The organism is Rhodococcoides kroppenstedtii, assembly GCF_900111805.1.
Lineage (GTDB): Bacteria > Actinomycetota > Actinomycetes > Mycobacteriales > Mycobacteriaceae > Rhodococcoides > Rhodococcoides kroppenstedtii.
In genome coordinates this window covers 71,657-84,758 of record NZ_FOJN01000002.1, presented here as the reverse complement: position 1 = coordinate 84,758, position 13,102 = coordinate 71,657, and the positions used below count along the sequence as shown (strand labels likewise).

14 protein-coding genes are annotated in these 13,102 nt (G+C 72.4%); 3 read left to right on the top strand and 11 right to left on the bottom strand.

The window, feature by feature from the left end; all coding sequences use genetic code 11:
• Genes tsaD through BMZ18_RS02550 form a run of 7 tightly spaced genes read right to left on the bottom strand, consistent with a single transcriptional unit; the run spans position 1 to position 6,362 of the window.
• Positions 1-1,047, bottom strand: coding sequence for a tRNA (adenosine(37)-N6)-threonylcarbamoyltransferase complex transferase subunit TsaD (gene tsaD, locus BMZ18_RS02580; protein ID WP_074921746.1), 1,047 nt, complete (start codon positions 1,045-1,047; stop codon positions 1-3).
• Positions 1,044-1,508, bottom strand: coding sequence for a ribosomal protein S18-alanine N-acetyltransferase (gene rimI / locus BMZ18_RS02575; protein ID WP_074921789.1), 465 nt, complete (start codon positions 1,506-1,508; stop codon positions 1,044-1,046). Before rimI ends, tsaD begins: the two co-directional genes overlap by 4 nt.
• A 14-nt stretch (positions 1,509-1,522) precedes the next feature.
• A complete protein-coding gene (tsaB, locus tag BMZ18_RS02570; protein ID WP_074921744.1) occupies positions 1,523-2,206 on the bottom strand; it encodes a tRNA (adenosine(37)-N6)-threonylcarbamoyltransferase complex dimerization subunit type 1 TsaB in 684 nt (227 codons plus the stop codon).
• 11 nt (positions 2,207-2,217) lie between these two features.
• Positions 2,218-2,688, bottom strand: coding sequence for a tRNA (adenosine(37)-N6)-threonylcarbamoyltransferase complex ATPase subunit type 1 TsaE (gene tsaE, locus BMZ18_RS02565; protein WP_068102211.1), 471 nt, complete (start codon positions 2,686-2,688; stop codon positions 2,218-2,220).
• The gene (locus BMZ18_RS02560; protein ID WP_371828475.1) at positions 2,681-3,754 is read right to left on the bottom strand and encodes an alpha/beta fold hydrolase; all 1,074 of its coding nucleotides are present in this window, start codon (positions 3,752-3,754) and stop codon (positions 2,681-2,683) included. The genes tsaE and BMZ18_RS02560 overlap by 8 nt, the downstream gene beginning before the upstream one ends.
• Positions 3,751-4,905 carry an alanine racemase gene (alr, locus tag BMZ18_RS02555; RefSeq protein WP_074921743.1) on the bottom strand — a complete coding sequence of 385 codons (1,155 nt, stop codon included), beginning with the start codon at positions 4,903-4,905 and terminating at the stop codon, positions 3,751-3,753. Before alr ends, BMZ18_RS02560 begins: the two co-directional genes overlap by 4 nt.
• Positions 4,902-6,362: an NAD(P)H-hydrate dehydratase gene (locus tag BMZ18_RS02550; RefSeq protein ID WP_068360442.1), complete on the bottom strand. Its 1,461-nt coding sequence runs from the start codon at positions 6,360-6,362 to the stop codon at positions 4,902-4,904. The genes alr and BMZ18_RS02550 overlap by 4 nt, the downstream gene beginning before the upstream one ends.
• Positions 6,363-6,394: 32 nt before the next feature.
• On the opposite strand from BMZ18_RS02550, the gene BMZ18_RS02545 reads away from it, so the two are divergent.
• Positions 6,395-6,766, top strand: coding sequence for a cupredoxin domain-containing protein (locus tag BMZ18_RS02545; RefSeq protein ID WP_244516392.1), 372 nt, complete (start codon positions 6,395-6,397; stop codon positions 6,764-6,766).
• Positions 6,767-6,873: 107 nt separating this feature from the next.
• Here the strand turns inward: BMZ18_RS02545 and glmS are convergent, their stop codons facing one another.
• Positions 6,874-8,736 carry a glutamine--fructose-6-phosphate transaminase (isomerizing) gene (gene glmS / locus BMZ18_RS02540; protein WP_068360446.1) on the bottom strand — a complete coding sequence of 621 codons (1,863 nt, stop codon included), beginning with the start codon at positions 8,734-8,736 and terminating at the stop codon, positions 6,874-6,876.
• 91 nt (positions 8,737-8,827) lie between these two features.
• On the opposite strand from glmS, the gene BMZ18_RS02535 reads away from it, so the two are divergent.
• Positions 8,828-9,694, top strand: a complete 867-nt coding sequence (locus BMZ18_RS02535) for a dienelactone hydrolase family protein (protein WP_068360449.1) — start codon at positions 8,828-8,830, stop codon at positions 9,692-9,694.
• Here BMZ18_RS02535 and BMZ18_RS02530 read toward each other — a convergent pair.
• From BMZ18_RS02530 to BMZ18_RS02520, 3 genes are read right to left on the bottom strand one after another with little or no spacing between them, the layout of a single operon-like run.
• Entirely contained in the window at positions 9,667-9,930 is a 264-nt protein-coding gene (locus BMZ18_RS02530; protein WP_068360452.1) for a hypothetical protein, read from the bottom strand. The genes BMZ18_RS02535 and BMZ18_RS02530 overlap by 28 nt on opposite strands.
• The gene (locus tag BMZ18_RS02525; RefSeq protein WP_068360454.1) at positions 9,927-11,534 is read right to left on the bottom strand and encodes a hypothetical protein; all 1,608 of its coding nucleotides are present in this window, start codon (positions 11,532-11,534) and stop codon (positions 9,927-9,929) included. Before BMZ18_RS02525 ends, BMZ18_RS02530 begins: the two co-directional genes overlap by 4 nt.
• Positions 11,531-11,845, bottom strand: a complete 315-nt coding sequence (locus tag BMZ18_RS02520) for a hypothetical protein (protein WP_074921741.1) — start codon at positions 11,843-11,845, stop codon at positions 11,531-11,533. The genes BMZ18_RS02525 and BMZ18_RS02520 overlap by 4 nt, the downstream gene beginning before the upstream one ends.
• 169 nt (positions 11,846-12,014) lie before the next feature.
• Here BMZ18_RS02520 and BMZ18_RS02515 point away from each other — a divergent pair, with 169 nt between their 5' ends.
• Entirely contained in the window at positions 12,015-13,055 is a 1,041-nt protein-coding gene (locus BMZ18_RS02515) for an LLM class F420-dependent oxidoreductase (RefSeq protein ID WP_068102229.1), read from the top strand.
• Positions 13,056-13,102 lie beyond the last annotated feature (47 nt).

Here is a 13,102-nt window from a genome sequence, read left to right as displayed (position 1 = left end):
TCACGGCACGAGCGAGGTGGACACCGGCAGCCCCGGATCCGTTGCCGAGGTCAGCGCGGACGGCGAGGCGCCCGAGGCGGCGATGTGCGCGCCCAGGGTGGCGATCATGACGCCGTTGTCCGTGCACCGCCGCGGCGTCGGCACCCGCAGCGTCACACCCGCTGCGGCACACCGTTCCTCGGCGAGGGAGCGAATCCGGGAGTTCGCCGTCGCTCCGCCGCCCAACACCAGAGTGTCGATGCCGCGGTCCTCCAGCGCTCGAATCGCTTTGAGCGTCAACACGTCCGCCACGGCCTCCTGGAAGGACGCGGCGACGTCGGCCACGACCACCGGGGTCCCGGATCGCTCCGACTTCTCGACGTACCGCGCGACGGCCGTCTTCAGGCCGGAGAACGAGAAGTCGTATCGCGCGTCGCGCGGACCGGTCATCCCGCGAGGGAAAGCGATGGCGGTCGGATCCCCCTGTGCCGCCAGTCGATCCAGCACCGGCCCACCCGGATAGCCGAGACCGAGCAAGCGGGCCACCTTGTCGAAGGCCTCGCCCGCCGCGTCGTCGACGGTGCTACCGAGTTCGACGATGGGCTCCGCCAACGACGACACCTCGAGCAGGTGCGTGTGACCTCCGGACACGAGAAGCGCGACGCACTCGGGCATCGGGCCGTGTTCGAGCGTGTCGACGGCGACGTGACCGCCCAGGTGATTGACCGCGTAGAACGGCACACCCCACGCCGCCGCATAGGCTTTGGCCGCCGCGACACCCACGAGCAGCGCCCCCGCGAGACCGGGACCGATGGTCACCGCCACGGCGTCCGGGCGCTCGATCTGCGCCGCCGCGAGCGCCCGCCGCATCGTCGGCACGATCGCCTCGAGGTGCGCACGCGAAGCGATCTCGGGCACCACACCGCCGAACCGCGCGTGCTCGTCGACACTGGAGGCCACCTCGTCGGCCAGCAGGTCGCACGTCCCCGCCGCCGGACCGCTCTCGTGATACCGCACGATGCCGACTCCTGTTTCGTCACAGGAGCTCTCGATACCCAGGACGATCACGAGGGCTGCCCTTCCGTCGAGCCGCCGGGTTCGCGGCGCATCGTGTACGCGTCCGCGCCCGAGGGGCGGTAGTAGTTGCGGCGGGTGCCGACGACGGAGAATCCCGTCGATCGATACAGGGCCAGCGCGGCGTCGTTGTCCGTCCGGACCTCGAGGAACACCGGGCCGCCGTGCGCGTCGGCCGCCGCCAGCGCATCGGTCAGCAACGCCCGGCCGATCCCCCGGCGCTGCGCCGACGGATCGACACCGATCGTGTGGATCTCCGCCTCGGCACCGGACCCCGTGCCCAGCAACGCGATTCCGGCGTAGCCCATCACGCCGTCGTCGTCGTCACGCACGACGCGATATCGCACGTGCGGGCTCCGCAGCTCCTCGAGGAACGCCTCCTCGGGCCACGGCCCGTCGCCCGGGAACAGGATTCGCTCGAGCCGGGCACAGCCGGCCGCATCCGCCGGAACCATCGGCTCGATACCCGTCACGACCGCGCTGCACGATCGGCCGTGGCCACGGCTGCACGATCGGCCGTGGCCACGGCGTCGGGCCGGCGGAGATACTGCGGCACCGGCTCGTCCGGCCGATCCCCGCGGCGCAGCGCGGCCGCTGCCACCGCGACCAGCGACTCGGGCGACGGGCTCTCGACCGGCTCGACGGGCAGGTCCACCATGTCGACGTGCGACGCCGACCCGGCGACCACCTCCGCCGCACCCACCTCGACGTCGCCGGGCGCCGACACCGCCGGACCGGCCACCGCACGGCCCCCGACGAACCGAGCCCAGTAGACCTCCTTGCGTCGGGCGTCGGTGATCACCAACACCTCCCGCTCGCCCGGCACCGCCGCGGCGATCGCGTCCAGACTCCCAACCCCGTGGACCGGCACCCCCACCGCGTCCGCGAACGCCATTCCCGTGGCCATGCCCACCCGCAGGCCCGTGAACGGGCCGGGGCCGATGCCCACCACGACCGCGTCGAGGTCGGCGGGACCCACGCCGGCCTCGGCCAGGCACTCGACGATCTGCGGAGTCAACACCTCGGCGTGCAGGCGGGCGTCGACCGTCACCCGCGTGGCCAGGCCGACGGGGGCCGCGGACGGGTCGGCATCGAGCCGCACGAGACCGGCGGTCACCGCGGGCGTGGACGTGTCGACGGCGAGAACAAGCACGGATGTCCAGGTTACTCGCCCGGACCGCGGTTCCAGTGCCAGGTGGCCGTGCGGACGTCCGACTCCGGTTCCCGACGCAAGCGGATCAGCAGGTGGCGATCGGCGAGCGTCTCCGCCAACCCTTCGCCCCACTCGACCACGACCACCGAGTCGGCCAACTCGGTGTCCAGGTCGAGAGCGTCGAGCTCGTCGGTCGCCGACGCTCCGGTGCCCAAGCCCAGGCGGTAGGCGTCGACGTGCACCAGACCCGGACCGGTGTCCGACCCCGGCCGGTGGGTGCGCGCGATCATGAACGTGGGCGAGCTCACCCGGCCGATGACGCCGAGACCGCGCGCGAGACCCTTCGTGAACGTCGTCTTGCCCGCGCCCAGCGGACCGTCGAGCACCACGACGTCCCCCGCGACGAGCTCGGCGGCCAGCCGTTCGCCGAGCTGCTCGGTGTCCTCGGCGGTCGCGAGCACGGCCGTCTCCTGCTCAGCCAACCGTGACCCTCCTCGGCGACGCGTCGATCCGGCCGCTGCGCACCCGCGCGACCAGCCGGTCGAGGGCGTCGTTCACCTCGTCCGGGAACTCCAGCTGCACCAGGTGGCCCGCGCGCCGGACCCGCACCATCTCCGCGTGCGGGAGCATCTCGGACAGCTCGCGGGACTTGTCGAACGGGATCACCCAGTCGTCGTCCCCGCACAGCACCAGCGTCGCCACGTCGGCGATCACCGGGAGCGCCGCCCGCTCGTCGTGCAGCTCGAGTGCCTTCAGGAAATTGACCATGGTGGTGACCGACGTGTCGTGGATCATCTGCTCCGCGAACGCATCCAGCGCCGGAGAGACGGTGGTGCCGAACGACGCCGCCCGCAGCACCGGCGCGATGACCGACCGCACCGCACCCCGACCGAACTGCACCACACCGGGCGCGGAACGCACCGCGAGGCGGAACGCGTCGACGGCCGGGTTCTGCAGATTCCGGCCGAGTCCGGTGGTCGCGATGCCCGCCGCCGTCGTCGACACGAGGGCCACGCCCACCACGCGGTCGGCCACGGCATCGGGGAAGAGACGGCAGGCGGCGAGGACCGACATCCCGCCCATGGAGTGACCCACCAGGATCACCGGGCCCGTCGGCGCCACCGCCCGGATCACGTCCGCGACGTCGGCGCCGAGCCGAGGTATGTCGCAGTCCTCCGGCGCGACGTCCCCGGACCGCCCGTGACCGCGCTGGTCGTAGAACACCATCCGGACGTCGTCGCCCCACCGCGCCGCGAGGTCACGACGCTGGAAGTACCAGCACTCCATCCGCAGGCAGTACCCGTGGACGAAGACGACCGTCAGCGGAGCCGTCGTCGGCCCCACTTCCCGCACCGCCAACGGGACGCCGTCGCTCGCCGCGACGATGCTGCCGCGATCGAACTCCACCGCCGCGAAGTCCTCGGGTCGCTCGACGTCCGGCACCGGATCCCCGACGCGGCGGCGGACCGCGGCGATCCCGGCGACGGCCGCCACCGCCGCGACGCTCGCCGCACCGCCCACGATGCCGACCAGACGTGGGCCGATCACGCGGCACCACCGCGGTACGTGCGCTCGACCCGCCCGCGCACGCCCGTGACCACCTCGTAGTTGATGGTGTCCAGCAGCTCGGCCCAGTCCTGCGCGGACGGCTCATCGTGATCGCCCGGGCCGAAGAAGTAGGCGTCGTCGCCGACCTCGACGTCACCGTCCGGACCGACGTCGATCACCACCTGATCCATCGACACCCGGCCCACCGCGGGGTGTCGGCGACCGCGCACCGCGACCTCGTATCGGCCGGTCAACCCCCGGACGACGCCGTCCGCGTACCCGAGGGGCACCAGGGCGACCACCGTGTCCCGCGGCGCGATCCACTGATGCCCGTACCCGACGCCGCCGCCCGCGGGGACGTTCTTGAGCAACACGACGGTCGCACGCAGCGTCATCACCGGGCGCAGGTCGAACGATCCGAGGTCGGGGGCGGGCGAGAGTCCGTAGACGGCGATTCCCGGACGCACCAGGTCGTAGGCGAGGTCGGGGCGCAGCAGCGTCGCCGCCGAATTGGCCAGATGCCGCACCCGCGGTGCGACGCCCGCCCGCGTCATGGCGTCGACGGCGGCGTCGAACCGTCGCTTCTGCAGGTCGGTCACCGGGTCCTCGGGATCGTCGGCCGCGACCAGGTGAGAGAACGCCCCGCGCACGTCGAGCACGCCCCGCTCGTGCGCGAGGAGGTCCAGAGCCTCGTCGACCACGTCGGGCGCCAGACCCCCGCGGTTCATGCCCGTGTCGAACTTGACGCTCACCGTCGCCCGGCGCCCGGCCGTGCGCGCCGCCTCGGCGACCGCGGCGATCTGACGCGGGGTCGACACCCCGATCTCCACGTCGGCCTCGATCGCCGCACGGAAATCCGCGCCCGGGGCGTGCAGCCAACACAGCACCGGAGCGTCCACTCCGGCCGCGCGCAGGGCCAGACCTTCCCGCACCGTGGCCACACCCAGCTCCGTCGCGCCCGCCTCCAGGGCCGCCCGCGCCACCGGAACCGCACCGTGGTTGTAGCCGTCCGCCTTCACCACGGCCATGACGCCCGCCGCTCCCGCCCGGGCGGCCAGCACCCGCACGTTGTGGGCCACGGAGTCGAGGTCGATCACCGCCTCGGCCTGGGGACGGGCCGTCGTGCCGGCCGTCGGGGTCGCGGTGCTCACCGCGGTGATTCTGCCATTCCCGCCTCGCCCGCTCGTGCCCGCAAGGTGCCCACCGCGTCGCGTACGGCGCTCAGCAGGACCGACGCCGAGATCGGTGTCGGGGCCGGCCGGGACGATCCGCCGGCCGCGAGAATCGCCGCGAGCGAATGCGCCCGGGCGGCGGCGGTGGCCGCCACCAGCGGGGACAGGCCCGCGGCCAACAGCGCCCCGGCCATGCCGGCGAGGACGTCCCCCGATCCTGCCGTCGACGACCACGACGACCCCGCCTCGTCGACCATCACCCGGCCGTCGGGATGCGCGACGAGCGTCGCGCGACCCTTGAGGAGAACGGTCACGCCGCGGTCGGCGGCCAGCGCACGGACGGCCGCCACCCGATCCGGTCCGGGGTCCGAGCCCGTCAGACGCGCGAATTCCCCCGCGTGCGGCGTGAGCAGGGTGGGTGCGCCGCGCCCGTCGAGCAACTCGGGGCGCGCGGCGAGAACCGTCAGTCCGTCCGCGTCGACGAGCACCGGCAGATCGGTGGCGAGGATGCCCGCGAGGCGCTCCGCGGCGTCGTCGTCCGTCCCGAAGCCCGGCCCCACCACCCACGCCTGGACGCGCCCCGCCTCGTCGACGGACCGGGCCGTCACCACCTCCGGGTAGTGGTGGAGCACCTCGGCTCCCCCGGTCCCGACGTAGCGCACCATTCCGGCCGTCGCCGCCACCGCCGCGCCGGTGCACAGCACGCCCGCGCCCGGATACTTCTCGCTGCCCGCCAGCACGCCCACGACGCCCTGGCTGTACTTGTCGTCGTGCGGGCCGGGCACCGGCCACACCGCGCCCACCTCCGCGTCGTCGGCGCAGGCGAGCTCGGTCGTCGCGTCCGGCATCCCGATGTCGACCACCACGACCCGGCCGCACCGCGGCGCCGCGAGCAGATGGACCAACTTGCGCACTCCGAACGTCACCGTCACCGCCGCGGACACCGCCGGGCCGTCGACTGCCCCGGTGTCGACGTCGACCCCCGACGGCAGATCCACCGACACGATCGGCGCCGTCACCGCACGGACGTGCTCGGCCGCGGCCGGCCGCAACGCACCCCGTCCCGACAGACCGACGATGCCGTCGACCACCAGATCCACCGCGCCGAGCCGCGGAACCACCCGGCCTCCGGACGCCGCGAACGCCGCGAGGCCACCGCGATGGGTCCGGTCGGGAGCCAGCAGCACCGCGGTCACCGCCACCCCGCGTCGTCGCAGCATCGCCCCGGCGAACAGGGCGTCGCCGCCGTTGTCGCCCGAGCCCACCAGCAACCCCACCGCACGCCCCGCGACGGCGCCGCACCGCGTCCGTAACTCGGCCGCGACCACCCCCGCCAGGCCGAACGCGGCGCGTCTCATCACCGCGAACTCGGGTGCCGCCGTGACGACGGGACGTTCCAGCGACCGGGCCTCGTCGGCGGTGAACACGTACTCCATGACCCCACCGTAACGAGGTCTAGCGTGGAGACATGGCCCGCTCCGAGATGCCCCACCGTCGCCTCGCCCTCGTCGGAACCGTGGCGGCGCTGGCGATCTCGCTCGCCGCCTGCACCGAGGACCCGCCACCCGCCGAACGACCCACGGGACCGAACGTCGTCACCGTCGCCGACATGGCCTACAGCCCCGCCACCGTCACCATCTCCCCCGGCGACACCGTCACCTGGTTCTTCGACGACGACCGCATGGCCCACAACGTCGTCGGCATCGACAACGCGTCGTCGCTGCTGCACAGCCCGATGATCGCGGCCGGGCAGTTCAGCCAGACCTTCGACGACCCCGGCACCTACAACTACTTCTGTACCGTCCACCCCAACATGACCGGGGTCGTCATCGTGCGCTAGCAGCGCTACTCGACCGTGTTCTCGGGTCGATCCGCTCCGCTACTCGACCGTGCCCTCGGGTCGATCCGCTCCGCTACTCGACCGTGTTCTCGGGTCGATCCGCTCCGCTACTCGACCGTCACCGACTTGGCGAGGTTCCGCGGCTTGTCCACGTCGTACCCCCGCGCCTGCGCGACCTCCGCCGCGAACACCTGCAGCGGGATCGTCGACAGCAGCGGCTGCAGCAGCGTCGGCGCGGCCGGGATCTCGATCAGGTGGTCGGCGTACGGCCGCACCGTCTCGTCGCCTTCCTCCGCGATGACCACCGTGCGCGCCCCCCGCGCCTGGATCTCGCGGATGTTGCTCAGCAGCTTCGAGTGCAGCACCGCCCGCCCCTTCGGCGACGGCATCACCACGATCACCGGCAAGCCGTCCTCGATGAGCGCGATCGGCCCGTGCTTGAGCTCGCCCGCCGCGAAACCCTCGGCGTGCATGTACGCCAGTTCCTTCAGCTTGAGCGCACCCTCGAGCGCCACGGGATATCCCACGTGCCGACCGAGGAACAGCACCGTCGGCGACGTCGCCAGCTCGCGCGCGAGCGCCCGGACCGGCTCCACCGTCTCGAGGACCGCCGCGACGTGCGCGGGCATGGCCTCGAGATCGCGGTACTCCCGTGCCACCTCGTCGGGGTACTTGGTTCCGCGTGCCTGCGCCAGCGCCAGGCCCACCAGGTAGTTGGCAGTGACCTGCGCCAGGAACGCCTTGGTGGACGCGACACCGATCTCCGGCCCCGCCCGCGTGTAGAGGACGGCGTCGGCCTCACGGGGAATCTGCGAGCCGTTGGTGTTGCACACCGCCAGCACGCGGGCCTTCTGCTCCTTGGCGTGCCGCACGGCCTCGAGGGTGTCCGCCGTCTCGCCCGACTGCGAGATGGCCACCACCAGCGTCGATCGGTCCAGCACCGGGTCGCGGTACCGGAACTCGCTGGCCAGTTCGACCTCGACGGGCAGGCGGGTCCAGTGCTCGATCGCGTACTTCGCCACCAGTCCGGAGTGGTAGGCGCTGCCGCAGGCCACCACGAAGACCTTGTCGACGTCGCGCAGTTCCTGGTCCGACAGTCGTTGCTCGTCGAGGGTGATCCGCCCCTTGTCGAAGTGCCCGAGCAGCGTGTCCGCGACGGCCGCGGGCTGTTCCTGGATCTCCTTGAGCATGAAGTAGTCGTGACCGCCCTTCTCGGCGGCCGCGAGGTCCCAGTCGATACGGAACGGGCGACCCTGTGCCTCGGTCCCGTCGAAGTGCGTGATCGAGTACCCGTCGGCGGTGATCACCACAACCTGGTCCTGACCGAGCTCGACGGCGTCGCGGGTGTGCTCGATGAACGCCGCCACGTCGGAGCCGACGAACATCTCGTTCTGTCCGACGCCCACCACCAGCGGCGTCGAGCGACGGGCGGCGACAATGGTGTCCGGGTGGTCGACGTGGGTGAAGACGAGCGTGAAGGCCCCTTCGAGACGACGGAGGACCGCCAGCGCGCTCTCGACGAAGTCACCCGCCGTCGGACCCTCCGCGTACGCCCGGGCCACCAGGTGGACCGCGACCTCGGTGTCGGTGTCCGACGCGAACTCGACTCCCTCCGCCTCCAGCTCGGCGCGCAGCGGGGCGAAGTTCTCGATGATGCCGTTGTGCACCACGGCGACCGTGGCGTCGGCGTTGCGATGCGGGTGGGCATTGCGGTCGGTGGGGCGACCGTGGGTGGCCCACCGGGTGTGCCCCATGCCGGCGGTGCCGACGAATGTATCGCGGCCCAGATCGTCCAGTTCGGCGTCGAGGTTGGACAACTTGCCGGCCTTGCGCTCGACGGCCATGCCGCCCGCGCCGTCCAGAACGGCCACACCGGCGGAGTCGTATCCCCGGTACTCCATCCGCCGCAGCGCCTCCACCACGATCGGCAGCGCAGGCCTGTGTCCGACGTACCCGACGATTCCGCACATGGGCGACAGCCTACGTCGGCACGGACCGCCCTCCGGCCACCCACCGCGAGTCCCTCCCCCGCACCCGACGGGCTCGGATACGGTTGACGACGTGCCGAAGACGCAGAAGTTGGTCACCGACCTCGCCAAAACCGGTCCGCATCGCGTGGTCCGGGGTGACCTGGCGCTGGCCGGCCTTCCCGGTGTGATCTACGCACCCAAGGAGGGCACCTCCCTCCCGGCCGTCGCGTTCGCTCACGGCTGGATGTCGTCGTCGAAGAACTACGACTCGACTCTGAAGCACCTGGCCTCGTGGGGCTTCGTCGTGGCCGCGCCGAACACCCAGCGCGGTCCGGTCCCGTCCCACGCCGCTCTGGCCCACGATCTGACCGTGGCGCTCGACATCTGCGCGGGCATCCGTCTGGGCACCGGGGACATTTCCGTGCACCCGGACAAGCTCGCCGTCGTCGGTCACGCCATGGGCGCCGGCGCCGCGGTCCTCGCCGCGTCGAAGCGGTCCGACATCCGCGCGGTGGCCGCTCTCTATCCCGCCCCCACCAGCCCGCGCGTCCTCACCGACGGGATCGCCGACGCCGTGACCGCACCGGCCCTCGTGATCGGCGCGCCGACGGAACTGAACTCCCTCACCGCCGAACCGGTGGCTCTCGCGGGCGCCCTCGGCGGCCCCACCGTGCTACGGGTGATCGACAAGTCCGTCGGCGACGGCATCGTCGAGGGCCGCAAGCTCGCGAGCTTCTTCGGTGTCGGCAACGCACAACCGAAGACCCGTAAGACCGTGCGCGCCCTCCTCACCGGGTTCCTGCTGCACCGTCTCGCCCGGCACGAGGACTACGAGGCCTTCTCCGACCCCGAGGTCGAGTTCAAGGGCACGCGGGTCCTCGACCCGAACGAGCCGACCGCCGACGTGCCCGTCAAGGGCGGGGCTCTGCGTCAGCTCAGCCATCTCGCCGGTCGCTGAGGCGCCGGCACCTCCCGACGGGCGTCGTCCCTCGCCACGGGCGTGGCGCGGTCACGCACCGAGCGCATGATCGGGTCGATCGCCGCTCGGTGACCGTCCGATGCTCGTGAGTCGTCCGAGCGCGCGTGCGCGTCGCGGGCGGCATCGCGCCGCAGCCGCTCCCGCAGGCGCGCGGTGGAGCGACGGTGCTCGGCAACCACCTCGTCGATCAGCGCTGCGACGGTCCGGTCGTTCACAGCGGTCCTGCCTCGGCCAGCGCCGGTCGGGGGCCCGCGACCGGGTCCGAGGCCGGCTCGACCGGCGGTTCCGGTGACGGCCCGGGCGGGACGGACGGGGCCGCGGCCGGGGCGTCCGGAACGCAGTCGGCCGGGGCCTCCGGCGGCGGCGGCGCGTCGACGGGTGTGGGCTCGGGCGGTGCCGGATCGACGGGCGGTGCCGGATCGACGAGCGGTGCCGGGGCGACGGGCGATGCTCGGTCGACGGGTGGTTCCGCAGGGTCGACAGGCGGTGCCTGGGTGGGCTCCGAACCGGCAACGGGGCCTGCTCGGAACTCGATCGACCCGTCGGCGTGCACCTCGAGACGAGCCCGATGACCGGCCCACTCCGCCTCCGCCCGACCGAGGTCCGACGCGGGCGTCGCGTCGATCGGACTCCGTGCCCCCGGCTCCGACCCGCGCTCCGGCTCCGACCCGCACTCCGGCTCCGACACAGGCCGGACCTCTGCGGACTCGCAGGGCGTCTCGACCGCCCCCTCGTCGCTGGACAGCACCAGGGACACGGCCTCGGCCACGGCCGTCCGCACCACGTCGGCCAGGCGCTCGTCGGACACGGCGTTCACCGACGCGTCCGGCACCGACGCGGCCGGCACCGACACCGACGCGGGTGCGGCGGAGACGGCAGGCACGGTCGGCACGACGGATCCTGCCGGCGCCGCCGGCCCCGGCTGCTCCGGTGCCGCGACGGCCGGGGCCGAGGATGATCCGGTCCCCGACGGGCCCACACACTGCTCCGCCGCCGCCGGCGTGGTCGGCAGGGGCTCGGTCGGTAGCGTCACCGAGTCGGCCACCGTCGGATACGGGTCGGTGCAGAGATCGTCGAGCGCCGCGTCGACCACGTCGAAAATGCGCTCGATCGCGGCGTGGCTCTCCGAGCACAGGTCGTCGAAGCTCGTGGTGGCCTCGTCGACCGCGGGAAGGAACACCCCGTCGACCCAGTTGCGGCACGCCGTCACCACGGCGTCGACCACCTCGGGGCGTTCCCACAGTGCCACCGGACCCCGAGCGGCGGCGGCGCCCAGTTCGGGAACGAGCGCAGTGAGTCGGTCCACGGTGTCGACCGACCACGTCGACGGATCCTGCGTCGCCCCCACCACGGTCGCGTGCGCGTCGTCGAGGTCTCGGCCGGCGACGTCGCGGCGGTCGTGATCGGCGGCCGCGACCGCCTTGTCCTGCACGATGGCGCGAAGCCCCTCGGCCGCGCGGTCGAGCGTGCTCGCGGCCAGCTCGAGATGGTCGACGTCGAGCGAGGCCCTGGTCGACTGCGCCGCGAGCACGTCACCGGCCGCGGTCGCTGCCGCACCGGTCCAGACCGTCGTCAATCCCGTGGCCGCCTCGGTGCGCGCGGCGAGTTCCGCGCGCAGGGTCGTCGCCACGTCGCGGCACCGAGCGGCGTCCGCACGCAGCACGTCGGTATCGAGTCCGCGTTGCGCGTCGTACCGCGCGCACAAGTCCAGGTAGGAGGGGCCGGTCCCGCCGGCCTCGTCCCGCCAGGGCACCACGCGGTCGAAGAAGCGCAAGCCGACCGCCCCCTCGTCGAGAATTGCCTCGAGCGGGCCGCTCACCGGTCGCCACCCGCCGCCCTCAGCGACGCCGCCCCCGAGGAGTCTGCCGCTTCGGCGGACGCCACCGCCGTCCCGACGGCGTCCGCCGCCGACCGCGTCACGCGGTTCCACGACGCGAGACCGTCCGCGAGTTCGCGCAGTCGGGCGTCGATTCGCACGGCGCGCGCGCCGTGGTCGCGCCCGGCGTGCGCCGCATCGAACGCCCGGTTCGACAGCCCGCTCAGCGCACTCTCGGCCCGGTCCGCCGACTCGGTCATCGCGCGCGCCGCCGCCCTCGCCGCTGCCGGATCCATAGTCGTCTCGTCGCCCATCCACGTCCCCCGTCGTCGCCGACACCCTCGTGCCCCACCCGACTTGGACGCGCCGGGGCACCTCGGCGGTTCCACGCTCTCCTACCGCCCCCGCACCGTCGCGCTACCGGGCGGTAACGTCCGACGCACAGCGGGTGACCGACACCGGCAAGAGATGTCGAGGAGACTCATGCGAATCGGGATGCAACTCAACTACTCGGGAGGCTTCGAGGAGACCGTCGAGGAAGTCGGCGCGCTCGAACGGGCCGGGATGGACATCGCGTTCGTTCCCGAGGCGTACTCGTTCGACGCCGTCAGCCAGATCGGCTTCCTCGCCGCCAAGACCTCCACCATCGAGTTGGCGTCCGGCATCTTCCAGATCTACACCCGGACCCCGTCGCTGCTCGCCATGACAGCGGCCGGTCTGGACTACGTCTCGGGTGGGCGCTTCGTCATGGGTATCGGCGCGTCGGGACCGCAGGTCATCGAGGGCTTCCACGGCGTCAAGTACGACGCTCCGCTCGGGCGCACCCGCGAGATCGTCGACATCTGCCGTCAGGTGTGGCGCCGCGAGAAGGTGCAGTTCGACGGGAAGTACTACCAGATCCCGCTTCCGGCGGACAAGGGAACCGGCCTGGGCAAGCCGCTCAAGCTGATCAATCATCCCGTGCGCGAGTCGATTCCGATCGTCATCGCCTCGCTCGGGCCGAAGAACGTCGCGTTGACGGCCGAGATCGCCCAGGGCTGGGAGCCGATCTTCTTCCATCCGGAGAAGGCCGAATCGGTGTGGGGCGACTCGCTCGCCGAGGGCAAGGCCAAGCGCGATCCCGCGCTGGGAGAACTCGACGTCTACGCGAGCCCCACGGTGGCCATCGGTGACGACGCCGATCAGTTCCTCCCGTGGATCAAGCCGCAGCTCGCCCTCTACATCGGCGGCATGGGCGCCAAGGGCAAGAACTTCTACAACGACCTCGCCGTGCGCTACGGGTACGAGGCCGAGGCGGAGAAGATCCAGGACCTCTACCTCGCGGGCAAGAAGGAAGAGGCCACGGCGGCGGTGCCCGACGAGTTGGTGCGGTCCATCTCGCTGATCGGCACCGAGAGCTTCGTGAAGGAGCGGCTGGCCGCGTTCGAGGCCGCCGGCGCCACCACCTTGAACATCCACCCGATCGCCTCCGACAGCGCGGGACGGGTCAAGCAGGTCGAACTGCTCAAGTCGCTCATCGGCTGACGCGGGACCGGCGACGGCCCGCGGGCGTCGTCGCCGTCGGTCGGCCG

Excerpts from the sequence above, each read along its gene's own strand:
- rimI (WP_074921789.1), bottom strand. The coding sequence starts at position 1,508 with ATGGTTCCGGCGGATGCGGCCGGCTGTGCCCGGCTCGAGCGAATCCTG.
- BMZ18_RS02550 (WP_068360442.1), bottom strand. The coding sequence starts at position 6,362 with ATGGAGTACGTGTTCACCGCCGACGAGGCCCGGTCGCTGGAACGTCCC.
- BMZ18_RS02545 (WP_244516392.1), top strand. The coding sequence starts at position 6,395 with ATGGCCCGCTCCGAGATGCCCCACCGTCGCCTCGCCCTCGTCGGAACC.
- glmS (WP_068360446.1), bottom strand. The coding sequence starts at position 8,736 with ATGTGCGGAATCGTCGGGTACGTCGGACACAGGCCTGCGCTGCCGATC.
- BMZ18_RS02520 (WP_074921741.1), bottom strand. The coding sequence starts at position 11,845 with ATGGGCGACGAGACGACTATGGATCCGGCAGCGGCGAGGGCGGCGGCG.
- BMZ18_RS02515 (WP_068102229.1), top strand. The coding sequence starts at position 12,015 with ATGCGAATCGGGATGCAACTCAACTACTCGGGAGGCTTCGAGGAGACC.